General features: G+C 66.1%; 12 protein-coding genes. 10 read left to right on the top strand and 2 right to left on the bottom strand.

Going from position 1 to position 16,471, the window contains the following annotated elements; translation table 11 throughout:
- Positions 1–107 precede the first annotated feature (107 nt).
- On the bottom strand, positions 108–1,601 hold the full coding sequence (locus tag D3880_RS11315; RefSeq protein WP_119893547.1) for an aldehyde dehydrogenase family protein: 1,494 nt from the start codon (positions 1,599–1,601) through the stop codon (positions 108–110).
- Positions 1,602–2,525: 924 nt separating this feature from the next.
- Here D3880_RS11315 and peaA point away from each other — a divergent pair.
- The 10 genes from peaA to D3880_RS11370 all read left to right on the top strand — a co-directional run bounded on the left by peaA (position 2,526) and on the right by D3880_RS11370 (position 15,108).
- On the top strand, positions 2,526–4,097 hold the full coding sequence (gene peaA, locus D3880_RS11325) for a quinohemoprotein amine dehydrogenase subunit alpha (RefSeq protein WP_119893548.1): 1,572 nt from the start codon (positions 2,526–2,528) through the stop codon (positions 4,095–4,097).
- Positions 4,098–4,166: 69 nt separating this feature from the next.
- Entirely contained in the window at positions 4,167–5,597 is a 1,431-nt protein-coding gene (peaB, locus tag D3880_RS11330; protein WP_119893549.1) for a quinohemoprotein amine dehydrogenase maturation protein, read from the top strand.
- Between the two features lies 1 nt (position 5,598).
- Positions 5,599–5,922 carry a quinohemoprotein amine dehydrogenase subunit gamma gene (gene qhpC, locus D3880_RS11335; RefSeq protein WP_119893550.1) on the top strand — a complete coding sequence of 108 codons (324 nt, stop codon included), beginning with the start codon at positions 5,599–5,601 and terminating at the stop codon, positions 5,920–5,922.
- A gap of 30 nt (positions 5,923–5,952) precedes the next feature.
- Positions 5,953–7,110, top strand: coding sequence for a quinohemoprotein amine dehydrogenase subunit beta (gene peaD / locus D3880_RS11340; protein WP_119893551.1), 1,158 nt, complete (start codon positions 5,953–5,955; stop codon positions 7,108–7,110).
- Between the two features lie 173 nt (positions 7,111–7,283).
- Positions 7,284–8,981 (top strand): AMP-binding protein, encoded by a 1,698-nt coding sequence (locus D3880_RS11345; protein ID WP_119893552.1) that lies wholly within the window; start codon positions 7,284–7,286, stop codon positions 8,979–8,981.
- A 19-nt stretch (positions 8,982–9,000) separates the two neighbouring features.
- On the top strand, positions 9,001–10,041 hold the full coding sequence (locus D3880_RS11350; protein WP_119893553.1) for an AraC family transcriptional regulator: 1,041 nt from the start codon (positions 9,001–9,003) through the stop codon (positions 10,039–10,041).
- 117 nt (positions 10,042–10,158) lie between these two features.
- Positions 10,159–11,823 carry an acyl-CoA synthetase gene (locus tag D3880_RS11355; RefSeq protein ID WP_119893554.1) on the top strand — a complete coding sequence of 555 codons (1,665 nt, stop codon included), beginning with the start codon at positions 10,159–10,161 and terminating at the stop codon, positions 11,821–11,823.
- Positions 11,824–11,837: 14 nt separating this feature from the next.
- Complete coding sequence (locus D3880_RS11360) at positions 11,838–12,605, top strand: 3-hydroxyacyl-CoA dehydrogenase (RefSeq protein WP_119893555.1); 768 nt, start codon at positions 11,838–11,840, stop codon at positions 12,603–12,605.
- A 167-nt stretch (positions 12,606–12,772) separates the two neighbouring features.
- The gene (locus D3880_RS11365) at positions 12,773–13,966 is read left to right on the top strand and encodes an acetyl-CoA C-acyltransferase (protein WP_119893556.1); all 1,194 of its coding nucleotides are present in this window, start codon (positions 12,773–12,775) and stop codon (positions 13,964–13,966) included.
- Positions 13,967–13,980: 14 nt separating this feature from the next.
- Positions 13,981–15,108: an acyl-CoA dehydrogenase gene (locus D3880_RS11370; protein WP_119893557.1), complete on the top strand. Its 1,128-nt coding sequence runs from the start codon at positions 13,981–13,983 to the stop codon at positions 15,106–15,108.
- A gap of 369 nt (positions 15,109–15,477) precedes the next feature.
- Here D3880_RS11370 and D3880_RS11375 read toward each other — a convergent pair whose 3' ends face one another.
- Positions 15,478–16,404 carry a LysR family transcriptional regulator gene (locus D3880_RS11375; protein WP_119893558.1) on the bottom strand — a complete coding sequence of 309 codons (927 nt, stop codon included), beginning with the start codon at positions 16,402–16,404 and terminating at the stop codon, positions 15,478–15,480.
- Positions 16,405–16,471: the final 67 nt, after the last annotated feature.

The following is a 16,471-nucleotide window of genomic DNA, read 5'->3' on the forward strand; positions in this document are numbered from 1 at the left end:
CGGTCTTTGCCGGAACGTCCTGCGGTCTGATATTTCCAGTCCTTCGCGGGCCAGTCCCCTCTCCCGTTTACGGGAGAGGGTTGGGGAGAGGGAGCCCAGGTCTCAGCTCAGAGCTTGATCAGCACCGACTTCAACTCGGTGTAGTGCTCGATGGCCGCCGCGCCCATCTCGCGGCCGACGCCCGAGAGTTTGTAACCGCCGAAGGGCAGGGCCGGATCGAGGGCGCTGTGGCAGTTGACCCACACCGAGCCGGATTTGATCCGCGGGATCATCCGGTGCACCGCCGCGAGGTTGTTGGACCAGATGCTCGCACCGAGGCCGTAGGGGTTGTCGTTGGCCAGGCGCACGACTTCGTCGAGGTCGTCGAACGGCATGGCCACCAGCACCGGGCCGAAGATTTCCTCCTGCACCAGGCGGTGCTGCTGGTCGACATCGACTATCACCGTGGGCTTGACGAAGTAGCCGGGGCCGAAGCTGTCACCACCGCAGGCGATGGTGGCGCCAAGTTTGCGGCCCAGGTTGATGTAGTCGGTGACGCGCTCCTGTTGCCTGGCGGAAATCAGCGGGCCCATCTGCACGCTGGGATCGAGGCCGTTGCCCAGTTTCATGCCGTTGGCAATGCCGGCGATGTCGGCCACCACGTTGTCGAAGTGCTTGCGCTGCACATAGAGGCGCGAACCGGCGCAGCACACCTGGCCCTGGTTGAAGAAGATCGCGTTGGCGGCGCCGGCGGCGGCCTGCTGCAGGTCGGCGTCGGCCATGACGATGGTGGGCGACTTGCCGCCCAGTTCCAGGGTCACGCGGGTCATGTTGTCCATCGCCGCCTTGCCGATCTGGATGCCGACCGCGGTGGAACCGGTGAAGGTCAGCTTGTCGACGTCCGGGTGCTGGGTCAGGGCGACGCCGGCCTGCAGGCCGGTGCCGGTGATCACGTTGAATACACCGGCCGGGTAGCCGGCCTCCAGCACCAACTCGGCCAGCTTGAAGGCGGTCAGTGGGGTTTCATCGGCGGGCTTGAGCACCACGGTGCAGCCGGTGGCCAGCGCCGGGCCGAGCTTCCAGCAGGCCAGCAGCAGGGGGAAGTTCCAGGCGACGATGGCACCCACCACGCCCACCGCTTCGCGGCGAATGAAGCCGTGGAACTGGTCGTCCGGCATCAGCGGCAGGGAGACGTCGACGGTCGTGCCTTCCACCTTGGTGGCCCAGCCGGCCATGTAGCGGAAGAAGTCGATGGCCAGCTGGACGTCCATCACCCGCGCCACGCTGGCGCTCTTGCCGTTGTTCAGGCACTCCAGTTCGGCCAGCTGCTGGGCGTCGCGTTCCATCAGGTCGGCGAGCTTCCACAGCAGGTTCTGCCGCTCGCGCGGCCGCATGCGGCTCCACGGCGAGTCGTCGAAGGCCTGGCGGGCGGCCCGCACGGCGAGGTCGACATCTGTCGCGTCGGCCGAGGGTACCTCGCCGAGGACGTCGCCGGTGGCTGGGTTGCGGAAGCTCATGGTGGCGCCGCTGGCGGCATCCAGCCATTGCCCGCCGATCAGCATTTTCAGCTGGCGGGTGGCGAAGGCGCGGGTTTGCGGGAGGATGGGCAGATCGACAGGCATGGTCTCGGGCCTCGGTGATTGGCGTTGCGGGCAATGTCGCAACCGCCATGCCAAGCCCTGTCTGTTCTTCTAACTCGATGATATGGAAAGTCTTTTTCTGCAGGTTCGGGATTTTCCGGGCCGCCCAGCTGTAGCAGTTTGAGACGCGCTGAGACGGCCATGGGACAGTGTCTCAGGCCGGTACAGGCTGTCGCGAAACGGGACAGCGCAGATGGGCTCGCGCAGCGCTCGATGCGGGCTAAGGGGTTGTTGCGCAAGGCCTTCGCGCCTGTGGCATGCAATGTGCCAGCTGGGCGGACAATAACAAGGAGATCTGACCGTGCACGACCTACGATTCGGCAGGTTCCAGCAAGGAATGCTCGGGCTTGTCCTGTCCTGTGCCTTGCTATGGTCCCTGCCGTAGCTGGGCAATGTGCTGCTTGCGGCAGCTGTGCGAAATACTCGACTACCGCTATGCGCGCCACGTGGGCGATCCGGGCTACGTGCTGCCCCCGTTCATCGTGCGCAGCTGGTCGGAGGACCTGCAAGTCTGGGTGCCAGCATCGTCTAAGCTGATGTTGACCGAAGGCAAGGTCAGGGCGGGCGCCGACGAGATCCAGAGCGTGGTGGTCGTGCGGCGCTATCCTTCGTCTCGTTCGTGTGGGTCGGCCTGCTGGCGATGGTGCTCGGCATCCTGCTGCTGCCCGCTCCCGGCCATGCCTCCAGAGGCAGCGGACAGGCCTGTCTCAGAGTTAGACAGCTATCGCGAAATTAGACGCCGACACCCCGTCTCCGCCCCCTGCTAACGGCGTCGAATTAGACCTAAATACTTGTTACACAAGGCTTTCTAGGTCTTTGGCACACAACATGCCTTACCTCGTGCAGATGTGCTTCTAGCCCCTCGCCGGGCGCGAATTTTAACAACAATACCGTGGAGGCCTGACCTTGAAGACGACACGACTCCGGCATTTCCTGGGCACCAGCACCGTGGCCCTGGCCATGGGCATGCTGTTGCAGCCCCAGGCGCACGCCGCCCAGGATGGGCCAGCCATCCTCAACTCCAAATGCATGGGTTGCCACATCCCCGAAGGCAACAACGCTTTCAGCCGCATCAGCCACCAGCGCAAGACGCCAGAAGGCTGGCTGATGAGCATCGCGCGCATGCAGGTGATGCACGGCCTGCAGATCAGCGACGACGATCGCCGCACGTTGGTCAAGTACCTGGCCGACAAGCAGGGCCTGGCGCCGAGCGAGACCGAAGGCGTGCGCTACGCCATGGAGCGCCGCCTGAACACGGTGGAGAAGTTCGACGACAAGCTCAGCCAGATGTGCGGGCGTTGCCACTCCGGCGCGCGGGTGGCGTTGCAGCGCCGGCCGGCCAAGGAGTGGGAACACCTGGTCAACTTCCACCTCGGCCAATGGCCGTCCCTCGAATACCAGGCGCAGTCGCGCGATCGCGACTGGCTGGACATCGCCCTCAAGGAAATGGTCCCCGACCTCGCCAAGCGCTTCCCGCTGGACAACGCGGCCTGGGCCGACTGGCAGAAGGCCAAACCGAGCGCGGCCGCCCTGCCGGGGCAGTGGAGCTTCAGCGGCCACATGCTCACCAAGGGTGATGTGCGCGGGGTGATGACCGTCAGCGCCGAGCCGGGCGATACCTTCAAGGTCAGCGTCAAGGGCCAGTACGCCGACGGCACGCCGTTCGATGGCAGCGGCTCGGCGATCCTCTACAACGGCTACGAATGGCGCGGCAACGTCAAGGTCGGTGAGCTGAACCTGCGTCAGGTGTTCAGCGTGCTCAACGGCGAAATGCACGGGCGCATGTTCGAGGCCGAGCACGACGAGCGCGGCCTGGACTTCAGCGCCGCCAAGGCCGGCACCGCCAAGCTGCTGGCCGTGCAGCCAAGCTACCTGAAGGCCGGCAGCGAGGCCGAGCTGACCCTGGTGGGCAGCGGGTTGACCGGCAAGCCGGCGTTCGGCGCCGGTGTCGAGGTCCTGCAGGTGCTGGAGCAGACCCCGGAACGCGTGCGGGTCAAGGTCAAGGCCGCCGCCGACGCCTCGGGCGGTCCGCGCGCGGTGAGCCTTGGCGACCTGAAAGGCGTCGAGCTGGCGGTCTACCAGACCATCAACGAAGTCAAGGTGGTGCCGGAATTCTCCGTGGCACGGGTCGGCGACAACGGCGGCTCGACGCCCAAGGTGCAGGGCCGCTTCGAGGCCGAGGCCTGGGGCAAGGACGCCAGCGGTAAGCCCTACCGCATCGGTTACCTGCCGGCGAAGTGGTCGGTCGAGCCCTTCGACGAGCGCGCCGCCGAGGACGAGGACGTCAAGTTCGCCGGCACCATGCAGAAGGACGGCGTGTTCCTGCCCGGCGACGCCGGCCCGAACCCGGCGCGCAAGATGTCCACCAACAACGCCGGCAACCTCAAGGTCATCGCCCAGCTCGAAGAGGGCGGCATGAAAGGCGAAGGCCACTTGATCGTCACCGTGCAGCGCTGGAACAACCCGCCGATCCCGTGACGCACGGGTGCGGACAGAACCAGAGTGCCCGCCACGGTGGGCGTATCAAACGAGTTTCTGGAGGTTGTCATGGGTGCCATCTTGAATTTGGTCGAGCGCAACCTGCATGAAGTGCAGGTCGACGCCGACCGCCTGCTGTTCCACATCCCGAGCAGTTCGCTGTTCGCCAGCGATGCACTGACCGGCGGCATCATCGATGCGCTGCGTGAGCAGGGCTGTTCCTCGGAAGAGTTGGTGCAGCGCCTCGGCGGGCGCTTCGCCGGCGCGGACATCGACGAAACCCTGCGCGAGCTGATGGCGCTGGAAGTGGTCAGCGACGGTTCGCCGCTGACCCCGGAAATCGCCGTCAAGCGGGTCGAGCGCACGGCGCTGAACACCGTGGTGTTGAACGTCAACACCGGCTGCAACCTGAGCTGCACCTATTGCTACAAGGAAGACCTGGCCAAGCCGTCGGCCGGCAAGAAGATGGGCGCGGAAACCGCCGAGGCTTCGGTGGAGATGCTCCTCAAGGAGTCGCCGGACGAAGAGCGCTACACCGTGGTGTTCTTCGGTGGCGAGCCGTTGTCGAACCGCAAGCTGATCGAGCACATGGTCGATTACTGCGAGCGGCGTTTCTCCGAGGCGGGCAAGCAGGTGGAGTTCGTCATGACCACCAACGCCACGCTGCTCACCGAAGAGGTCGTCGACTACCTCAACGCCCATCGTTTCGGCCTGTCGGTGAGCATCGACGGGCCGAAGACCGTGCACGACCGCAACCGCATCACGGTGGGCGGGCAGGGCACCTACGACGTGGTGCGGCGCAAGGCCGAGATGCTGCTGTCGCGCTACAACAGCCGCCCGGTCGGCGCGCGGGTCACGCTGACCACGGGTATCACCGACGTCGAGACGATCTGGGACCACCTGTTCAACGAGCTGGGGTTCGCCGAAGTCGGCTTCGCCCCGGTCACCTCCGGCGACATCAGCAGCTTCAACCTGACCGGCGAGGAGCTGGTCGAGGTGTTCGCCAACATGAAGGCGCTCGGCCGGCGTTACCTCGAAGCGGCGCTGGAGCATCGCAACATCGGTTTCTCCAACCTGCACCAGCTGATCACCGACATCCACGAAGGGCACAAGAAAGCCCTGCCGTGCGGCGCCGGGCTGAAGATGCTGGCGGTCGACCACAAGGGCGAGCTGAATCTCTGCCATCGTTTCACTGGCTCGTCCTTGCCGACCTTCGGCAACGTGCACAGCGGGGTGAAGCAGGTCGAGCTCAACGACTTCCTCTCGCAGCGCCTGGATCGCAGCAACACCGGCTGCGAGGACTGTCGGATTCGCAACCTCTGCTCGGGCGGCTGCTACCACGAGAGCTATGCGCGCTACGGCGATCCCACTCACCCGACCTATCACTACTGCGAGCTGATGCGCGACTGGGTGGACTTCGGCATCGAGGTCTACAGCCGGATCATGGCGGCCAACCCGGCCTTCATCAGCAGCTACATCACTCCGCGGAAGGCGCACTGACATGAAACATCTGAAGCCGCTCAACAACAAAGCGCAAATGCTCGACCAGGCCGCAGCCGAAGATCGCATCGAAGAGGTCCTGGCCATGAGTGCGGTGGTCGGTTGCACCTCGACCACCGATCCGGGCTGGGAAGTGGACGCCTTCGGTGGCGTGACGTCGCTGTGCCAGCCGATGGAGTCCGACCTTTACGGCTGCTCCGACCCGTGCTGGTGGCCGGCGCAGGTGCCGGACATGATGAGCACCTACCCCGACTGGAACAAGGATGCGCAGAGCTCCGGCGAAAACTGGCGCAACCTCGGCACCGTGTTCCCGAAAGACAAATGACCCGGCGAAAAGAATAAAAGGGGTACCGCTATGAAGCTTCAGTTCACCGGCAGTCTCGCTGCCACCAGTATTGGTCTGGCTATCCTCGGCGCCGCCGCCGTTGTCGGCCTGGCGCTTGGCGCGCCGAGCGCGGTCGCCGCGGAGGCCGGCCCGACGCTCAAGGCTGGTCACGAATACATGATCGCCACCAACTACCCGAACAACCTGCACGTCATCGACCTGGCCAGCGACACGCTGTACAAGACCTGCCAGCTGCCCGATGCCTTCGGCCCCGGCACCGCCATGATGGCGCCGGACCGCAAGACCGCCTTCATCCTCAACAACCACTACGGCGACCTGTACGGCGTCGACCTGGACAATTGCAAGACGGTGTTCCACGCCAAGCTGTCGGTCAATCCAGGGGAGAAGGCACGCGCGATGTTCTCCTTCGCCCTCAGCCCGGACGGCAAGGAGCTCTACACCACGGTCAATCCCACGCAGATGCTCAACGACCACTACGTGGTGCAGCAGCCGCGCCTGCAGGTGTACGACACCGCCGCCGGACTGGACGCCAAGCCGGTGCGCAGTTTCCCGATGCCCCGTCAGATCTACCTGATGCGCGCGGCGGATGACGGCACCCTCTATGTGGCCGGACCGGACATCTACAAGATGGATGTGAAGACCGGCAAGTACGAGGTGGCGGTGCCCGGCCGCAACTGGCAGCGGCCGCTCTACAGCGCACCGGACGTGCTGTATTTCTGGCCGCACCAGACGACTTACCACGAGTTCTCGATGCTCTACACCACGGCCAAGTTCAAGGACGAGAAGCAGGACCTGGCTACCGCCGACTTCGTCTATGGCTACGTCAGCATCGACCTGAAGACCGGCAAGAGCACGGTGCAGGATTTCGCGCCACTGACCGAGCTGTATTTCAGCGGCCTGCGCTCGCCGAAGGACCCGAACCAGATGTTCGGCGTACTCAATCGCCTGGCCAAGTACGACATCAAGGAGCAGAAGCTGATCAAGGCGGCCAACCTGGATCACTCCTACTACTGCATCGCCTTCAACGCCGAGGGCAGCAAGCTGTACCTGGCCGGCACCTTCAACGACATCGCGGTGTTCGATCCGGACAGTCTGGAGAAGGTGAAGAACATCAAGCTGCCGGGCGGCGACATGGCGATCACCACCACTCAGGTGTTCACCCGCTGAGCCAAGGCCCTCTCCCCGGGCGGGAGAGGACGCCTCCCGCCAGCCGGCATGTGGCCGGCAGCGTGCCATTAGACTTAAAGCTGATCGGACGGTACTTGGACGCGCTGCGTGTTGACGTTAACGTAAACGACAAGTCGCCGATCACCGCCCACAACAATCACAAAGGGGCAGCCATGAAACACCGCAGCTACACCCGCGGCCGGCAGGACAAAGACCTGCTGGCCATGACCATAGGCGATGCGTTCGACGCCACCGTTGCGCGCTTTGCCGAGCGCGAGGCGCTGGTGGTGCGCCACCAGGGCCTGCGTTTTAGCTGGGCCGAGCTGGCCGAGGCGGTCGAGCGCCATGCCCGTGCCTTGCTCGCCCTCGGCCTGCAGAGCGGCGAGCGCCTGGGCATCTGGGCGCCGAACTGCGCCGAGTGGTGCATCACCCAGTTTGCCAGCGCCAAGATCGGCGCCATCCTGGTCAACATCAATCCGGCCTATCGCAGTAGCGAGCTGGAATACGCGCTGAAGCAATCCGGCTGCCGCTGGGTGATCTGCGCCGACGCCTTCAAGGCGTCCGACTACCACGCCATGTTCCTTGGCCTGCTGCCCGAGCTGGCCCAGGCCGCGCCGGGTGAATTGAACTGCGAGCGCCTGCCGGAGCTGCGCGGCGTGGTCAGCCTGTCGAGCACTCCGCCCGCCGGGTTCCTGGCCTGGCCGGCCCTGCAGCAACGCGCCGACGCGGTCAGTCGCGAGGCCCTGGCCGAGCGTCAGGTCAGCCTGCAGTTCGACGACCCGATCAATATCCAGTACACCTCCGGCACCACCGGTTTCCCCAAGGGCGCCACCCTCAGCCACTACAACATCCTCAACAACGGCTACATGGTCGGCGAGAGCCTGGGGCTCACCGAGCAGGACCGCCTGGTGATCCCGGTGCCGCTGTACCACTGCTTCGGCATGGTGATGGGCAACCTCGGCTGTCTGACCCACGGCAGCACCATGATCTACCCGGGCGATGCCTTCGATCCGCTGGCCACGCTGAGCGCCGTTGCCGAGGAGAAGGCCACCGCACTCTACGGCGTGCCGACCATGTTCATCGCCGAACTGGATCACCCGCAGCGCGCCGAATTCGACCTCTCCAGCCTGCGCACCGGGATCATGGCCGGCGCCACTTGCCCGATCGAGGTGATGCGCCGAGTGATCGGCGAGATGCACATGAGCGAGGTGCAAATCGCCTATGGCATGACCGAAACCAGCCCGGTGTCGCTGCAGACCGGCCCGGAGGACGAGCTGGAACTGCGCGTGACCACGGTCGGCCGCACCCAGCCGCACCTGGAGAGCAAGATCGTCGACGAGGCCGGCAAGGTGGTGCCGTACGGGCAGATCGGCGAACTGTGCACCCGCGGCTACAGCGTCATGCTCGGCTACTGGAACAACCCGCAGGCCACCGCCGACGCCATCGACGCGGGCCGCTGGATGCACACCGGCGACCTCGCCTCGATGGACGACAACGGCTACGTGTGCATAGTCGGGCGCAGCAAGGACATGATCATCCGCGGCGGCGAGAACATCTATCCGCGCGAGCTCGAGGAGTTCTTCTTCACCCACCCGGCGGTGGCCGACGTGCAGGTGATCGGCATTCCCTGCAGCAAGTACGGCGAGGAAATCGTCGCCTGGATCAAGTTCCACCCCGGCCACAGCGCCACCGAGGAGGAGCTGCGCACCTGGGCCAAGGAGCGCATCGCCCACTTCAAGGTGCCGCGCTACTTCCGCTTCGTCGACGCCTTCCCGATGACGGTGACCGGCAAGATCCAGAAGTTCCGCATGCGCGAAATCAGCATTGAGGAACTGGCGCCGCCCAAGGGCAATGTCACGGCGATTCGCTAGCCAGCCTGCAAGGGAAAACATGACAGGCACGTCCGCCGAGAAAGGCACCATCTCCGTACGCCTGGTCAACGAAGCCCTGCTGGAACTGCGCCAGCAGGGCCTCGACCATCTGCGTCTGCTGGATCAGGCCGGCATTCCCGTGGAGTTGCTCGACAAGCCCTATGCGCGGGTTTCTTCGCAGCGCTACGCGCGGCTCTGGTTGCTGATCGCCGCCGCCATGGATGACGAGTTCTTTGGCATGAACGCCAGGCGCCTGAGATCCGGCAGCTTCGCCTTCATGGCCCGGGCCGCGGTCAAGGAACCCACCCTCGGTACGGCGCTGGAGGGGGCGCTGCGCTTCCTGCGGCTGATCTTCGATGACCTGACCCCGTGTCTGGAGCGCAAGGGCGGGCTGGCCGAAATCGCCCTCGACGAGCCGCCGGCAGGGCAATGTCGGGCGTTCGGCTGCTTCACCCTGTGGATGATCGTCCACGGCCTGGCCTGCTGGCTGGTCGGCCGGCGCATCCCGGTCCTGGCCGTCGACCTGCGCGGCGAGATGCCCGACTACATCGAGGACTACCGGGTGATGTTCACCGACAACCTGCATTTCTCCCGGCCGCGCAACCGCCTGTTGTTCAATGCCGACTGCCTCGACCTGCCGGTTCGGCGCAGCCGGCGCGAACTCCAGGGCTTTCTCGTCGGCGCCCCGGCCAACATCCTGGTGCGCTACCGCGACCCGCAGAGCCTGGCCGCGCGGATCAAGGCCTACCTGCGCAGCCTCAAGCCCGAGCGCTGGCCGGATGTCGAGGCGCTCTCCAGTCACTTCTACATGGCACCCTCGACGCTGCGGCGCAAACTCGCGCTCGAGGGCCAGTCCTACCAGGGGCTCAAGGACCAGGTCCGCCGCGACCTGTGTCTCGCGCGCCTGGATCGCGGCGAGATCAACTTCGGTGAACTCGCCTTGGAGCTCGGTTTCGCCGACGCCAGTGCCTTCTACAAAGCCTTCAAGAAATGGACCGGCTCGACGCCGGGGCAGTATCGCGCGCTGATCCATCCGACGGCGTCCCCTGGGTCCCAGTGACTGCCCAGGGTTGTCAAAAACGCTCGGCCAGATTGACGTCTTTCGACATTGCCGAGACCTGCCAGCGGCGCGAACATTCCGATTACTCCAGACAAAAACAAACCGGGAGTTACCGTCATGCGCGATTACTTCACCGTTGCCCACGAGTTCGACTACGCCAGTGCTGCCACCAGCACCCTGGCGGGTTCCCTCGACGCCCTTAACGCCTGTGTCGAATGCTGCGACCGGCATGCCTTGCCGGGGCGCATCGCCCTGTTCTGGGAAGGCCGCGACGGCAGCAGCGCCAACTACACCTTCAGCCAGCTGAAGGAAGAGTCCGCCCGTTTCGCCAACTTCCTCCACAGTCAGGGCGTGCGGGCTGGCGACTGCGTGTCGGGCATGCTGCCGCGCACTCCGGAACTGCTCATCACCATTCTCGGCACCTGGCGCCTCGGTGCGGTGTACCAGCCGCTGTTCACCGCCTTCGGCCCCAAGGCCATCGAGCACCGGGTGCAATGTGCCGGCTCCAAGCTGGTGGTCATCGATGCGGCCAACCGCGCCAAGCTCGATGAGGTCGAGGGCGCTCCGCTGACCGTCACGGTTGGTGGGCCGAAAGGGCAGGGCATCGCCCGCGGCGACTTTAGTTTCTGGGCCGAGCTGGAGCGCCATTCGCCGCAGTTCGAGCCGGTTATGCGCAGTGCCGAAGATCCGTTCCTGATGATGTTCACCTCCGGCACCACCGGCTTGGCCAAGCCTGTGCCGGTGCCGCTCAAGGCGATTCTCGCCTTCGTCGGCTACATGCGCGATGCGGTGGATCTGCGCCCCGAGGACGCGTTCTGGAACCTGGCCGACCCGGGCTGGGCCTATGGCCTCTACTACGCGGTCACCGGCCCCTTGGCCATGGGCCATCCGACCACCTTCTACGAGGGTGCGTTCACGGTCGAAAGCACCTGCCGGGTCATCCGCAAGTACGGCATCACCAACCTGGCCGGCTCGCCCACCGCCTATCGCCTGCTGCTGGCCGGCAAGGCCGAGGTGGAGCCGCAGCTCAAGGGCCGCCTGCGCGCCGTTAGCAGTGCCGGCGAGCCGCTGACCCCGGAAGTGATCCGCTGGTTCGAAGGCGGGCTCGGGGTGACCATCCACGACCATTACGGGCAGACCGAAACCGGCATGGTGCTGTGCAACCACCACGCCCTGCAGCACCCGGTGCGTATCGGCGCCGCCGGTTTCGCCGTGCCCGGCCACCGCGTGGTGGTGCTGGACGAGGCCAATCGCGAACTGCCGCCCGGCCAGCCGGGCATTCTCGCGGTGGACCGGCGCCAATCGCCGCTGTTCTGGTTCCCCGGCTACCTGGGCATGCCGACCAAGGCCTTCGCCGGCGACTACTACCTGAGCGGTGACACCGTGGAGCTGAACGAGGACGGCAGCATCAGCTTCGTCGGCCGCAGCGACGACGTGATCACCACCTCCGGCTACCGCGTCGGCCCCTTCGATGTGGAAAGCGCGCTGATCGAGCACCCGGCGGTGATCGAGGCGGCGGTGATCGGCAAGCCCGACCCGGAGCGCACCGAGCTGGTCAAGGCCTTCGTCGTGCTGCACGCGCAGTTCCGCCCGGACGCCGAACTGGCCAATGAGCTGCAGCAGTACGTGCGCAAGCGCCTGTCCGCCCATGCCTATCCGCGCGAGATCGAATTCGTCGCGGAACTGCCGAAAACCCCCAGCGGCAAGATCCAGCGTTTCCTCCTGCGCAATCAGGAGATCGCCAAGGCCCAGGCGCAAGCCACTGCGTCCGCCGCCCACTGATTCAGGAGTCCAGCGTGCGTATCGAAGATCGAGTATTTCTGCTCACCGGCGGCAGTTCCGGGCTGGGCTTGGCCACTGCCCGCGAGTTGATCGCCCAGGGTGGCAAGGTGGTGCTGGCCGATATCAATGCCGAGGCCGGCGCGGCGCGGGCCGAAGAGCTGGGCAGCCTGGCCCGCTTCGTACAGACCGATATCACCCGCGAGGCGGATGGCCTCCGCGCGGTCGAGGTGGCCCTGGAGGCCTTCGGCGGCCTGCATGGCTTGGTCAACTGCGCCGGCATCGCGCCGGCGGAGAAGGTCCTCGGTCGTAATGGTCCGCATGGGCTGGAGAGCTTTCGGCGGGTGATCGAGGTCAACCTGATCGGCAGCTTTAACATGCTGCGCCTGGCCGCCGAAGCCATGGTCGGAAGCCAGGCCAACGAGGAGGGCGAGCGCGGGGTGATCATCAACACCGCCTCGGTGGCGGCCTTCGACGGGCAGATCGGCCAGGCCGCCTATGCCGCCTCGAAGAGCGCGGTGGTCGGCCTGACCCTGCCGGCGGCCCGCGAACTGGCGCGCACCGGCATCCGCGTGATGTGCATCGCCCCGGGCATTTTCGAGACGCCGATGATGGCCGGCATGCCCGCGGAAGTCCGCGCTTCGCTGGCCGCCGGCGTACCGTTCCCGCCGCGCCTCGGGCGCCCGGACGAATACGCCGCGCTGGTGCGCCACATCATCGAGAACCCCATGCTCAACGGCGAGGTCATCCGCCTGGACGGCGCGCTGCGCATGGCTGCTAAGTAGGGGTTCGGGCGGGCTACGGCTGGTTTATTGGATTCCCGCCTGCGCGGGAATCCAGCGGACCGCACGGGAACGACGAGCGCATAGCCGGATGCAATCCGAAAGACCAAGGCAGCCGGCTTCCCCGGATGGCATCCGGGCTAGAGGATTTGGCAATGAGGAGTAGCGAGATGAACAGACAATCCGATCCGGTGGTCATCGTCAGTGCCGTGCGCACGCCGATGGGTGGCTTCCTCGGTGATTTCAAGGACGTCAGCGCCGCCGCACTGGGCGCCGCGTCGATCCGTGCCGCCGTCGAACGTGCCGGCCTGCCGGCCGAGGCGGTGGACGAGGCGATCATGGGCTGCGTGCTGCAGGCCGGCCAGGGCCAGGCGCCGGCGCGCCAGGCGGCCTTGGGCGCCGGGCTGCCGCAGGGCGTGGTTTGCTCGACGGTGAACAAGATGTGCGGCTCGGGGATGAAGGCGGTGATGCTCGGCCATGACCTGCTGCAGGCCGGCAGCGCCGAGGTGGTGATCGCCGGCGGCATGGAGAGCATGTCCAACGCGCCCTACCTGCTGGAGCGCGCCCGCGCCGGTTACCGCATGGGTCATGGCAAGGTACTCGACCACATGTTCCTCGATGGCCTGGAAGACGCCTACGACAAGGGCCGGCTGATGGGCAGCTTCGCCGAGGACTGCGCCCAGGACTACGGTTTTTCCCGTGAACAGCAGGACGCCTTCGCCATCGCCTCGCTGACCCGCGCCCAGCAAGCCATGGCCGAAGGCCGTTTCGCCAACGAAATCGTCGCGGTGCAGGCCAAGACGGGCCGCGAGGTGCGCAGCATCGCCAGCGACGAGCAACCGCCCAAGGCCCGGCTGGATAAGATCCCGACGCTGAAACCGGCGTTCCGCGACGGCGGCACGGTCACCGCGGCCAATGCCAGTTCGATTTCCGACGGCGCCGCCGCATTGCTGCTGATGCGCCTGTCCGCGGCCGAGAAGCTCGGCCTGACGCCGCTGGCGCGGATCAGCGGGCACGCCTCCTTCGCCCAGGCGCCGAGCCGGTTCGCCACCGCGCCGGTCGGCGCGCTGCAGCGGCTGATGGCGCGCACCGGCTGGTCGCTGAATGACGTCGACCTGTTCGAGATCAACGAGGCCTTCGCCGTGGTGCCGATGGCGGCCATGCGCGACCTCGACATTCCCCATGCCAAGCTCAACGTGCACGGCGGCGCCTGCGCCCTCGGCCACCCGATCGGCGCCTCCGGCGCGCGGGTGCTGGTGACCCTGCTCAATGCCCTGCAGCAATACGACCTCCAGCGCGGTGTGGCTTCGCTGTGCATCGGCGGCGGCGAAGCCACGGCCGTGGCCATCGAACGCCTGCGCTGAAACGGGAGAACACCATGATTCCTTCGGAACAAGACCTGCAGATCCGCGACGTCGCCCGTCAGTTCGCCCAGGAGCGGCTGAAACCCTTCGCCGCGGACTGGGATCGCGAACATCGCTTCCCCGCCGAGGCCCTGCGCGAGATGGCCGAACTCGGTTTTCTCGGCATGCTGGTGCCGGAACAGTGGGGCGGGGCGCAGACCGGGCACCTGGCCTATGCCCTGGCCCTGGAGGAAATCGCCGCCGGCGATGGCGCCTGCTCGACCATCATGAGCGTGCACAACTCGGTCGGCTGCATGCCGATCCTCAAGTTCGGCGACGACGAACAGAAGCGTCGCTTTCTCGTGCCGCTGGCCCAGGGCGCGATGCTCGGCGCCTTCGCTCTCACCGAACCGCAGGCCGGCTCCGACGCCAGCGACCTGCGCACCCGTGCGCGGCGCGACGGCGAGCACTACGTGCTGAGCGGCAGCAAGCAGTTCATCACTTCCGGCAGCCATGCCGGGGTGGTGATCGTCTTCGCCGTTACCGACCCGCAAGCCGGCAAGCGCGGCATCAGCGCCTTCATCGTGCCCACCGATAGCCCCGGCTACCAGGTGGTGCGCGTCGAGGACAAGCTCGGCCAGCACGCCTCGGACACCTGCCAGATCCAGCTCGACGAGGTGCGTATCCCGGCCTCCTTGCGCCTGGGCGCGGAAGGCGAGGGCTACCGCATCGCCTTGAGCAACCTGGAGGGCGGGCGCATCGGCATCGCCGCGCAATCGGTGGGCATGGCCCGCGCGGCCTTCGAGGCGGCGCGTGACTACGCCCACGAACGGCAGACCTTCGGCAAGCCGATCATCGAGCACCAGGCGGTGGCCTTCCGCCTGGCCGACATGGCGACCCAGATCGCCGTGGCGCGACAGATGGTGCATCACGCGGCGGCGCTGCGCGAGGCCGGGCTGCCGTGCCTGACCGAGGCGTCGATGGCCAAGCTGTTCGCCTCGGAGATGGCCGAGCGGGTCTGCTCGGCGGCGATCCAGACCCTCGGCGGCTACGGCTACCTCAAGGATTTCCCGCTCGAGCGCATCTACCGCGATGTGCGGGTGTGCCAGATCTACGAGGGCACCAGCGACGTGCAGCGGCTGGTCATCGCCCGCAACCTTTAGTCTTCCCCTTCCGTCGTGCAGGCGCCGGCCTGCCCAGCTATGTCCTGGCTCCCCGTCGGCACGGTGAGGGCGGCTTTTATTGTGCACTTCGCGGGCTGCGGCACGGGCGCAGGAGGCCCCGAATACGCCGTGCGCCGGCGCGCACGGCGGTGCTGCGGCTCAAGGCGGGCGCCAAGGCATGTAGGCGCGGGTTCCTTCAACGCAGGGCTGCCGCGTCGAGCGTCGGCTGTTCCAGGCGGTGTTCGCCGCCGCGGATCGGCAGGAAGGCATGCGCGCTGACCTTTGCTCGGCGAGTTGTCGTACGGAACCTCGTCAGCCGGCAGATCAGGCGCACGCCGGCCCCGTTGAGCTTTGTCGCGAGGCTAGATTTCAGGCTTTCTCGGCCTTAAGTTCCTGAGCAGTGACCTGCTGGCAGATCTCGATGATCTGCTCGCGCATCCAGCGGTTGGCCGGGTCCTGGTCGGTGCTTTCGTGCCAGTACAGGTGGGTTTCCAGCGCCGGCACGTCGCTCACCGGCAGGTCGACGTAGTGCAGCTGGTGGCGGCGGGCGAAGCGCTCCGGCACGGTCACCACCATGTCGGTGCTGTCGACCACAGTAGAGGCCATCAGGTAATGCTGCGAGCGCAGGGCGATCTTGCGCTGCAGGCCCATCTTGCCCAGCGCCAGGTCGATGTAGCCGAGGCCGCTGCGGCGGCTGGAAATCTGGATATGCGACAGCGACAGGTAATCGTCGAGGTTGAACTTGTCCTTGGCCAGCGGGTGACCCTTGCGCATGGCGCAAACGTAGCGGTCTTCCATCAGCTTGACGTGGCGCACCTGCGGGTCGGTATTCAGCGGCGCGTCGATGGCGAAGTCCAGACGCCCGGCGGCCAGTTCCTTGGTGGTCTCGCGGCGCTTGGCCAGGAAGCTCTCGATCTGCACATGCGAGGCCAGCCGGCGCAGGCGCTGGAACAGCGGCGGCAGGATCACCGTCTCGGTGAGGTCGGTCATGCTGATGCGGTAAGTCTTGTTCGCCTGCGCCGGGTTGAAGATGCGGCTTTCCTGCACCGATACGCGCAGCAGCTGCAGGGCGTTGCGCACCGGGCCGATGATGTTCTGCGCCATCGGCGTCGGCACCATGCCCTGGGCGGTGCGCACGAACAGCGGGTCGTTGAAAGTCTCGCGCAGGCGGGCGAGGGCGTTGGACACCGCCGGCTGGGTGATGCCGACGATCTGTCCGGCGCGAGTCAGGTTGGCCTCGGTATAGATGGCGTCGAAGACGATGAAGAGGTTGAGGTCGACCTTGTTTAGATTCATGCCGCGTGCGACTCCTGTGTTAGCCCGATCGGGTGATCGCATATCGTTTATGAATGTTTATACACGA

This window comes from Pseudomonas cavernae (assembly GCF_003595175.1).
GTDB lineage: Bacteria > Pseudomonadota > Gammaproteobacteria > Pseudomonadales > Pseudomonadaceae > Aquipseudomonas > Aquipseudomonas cavernae.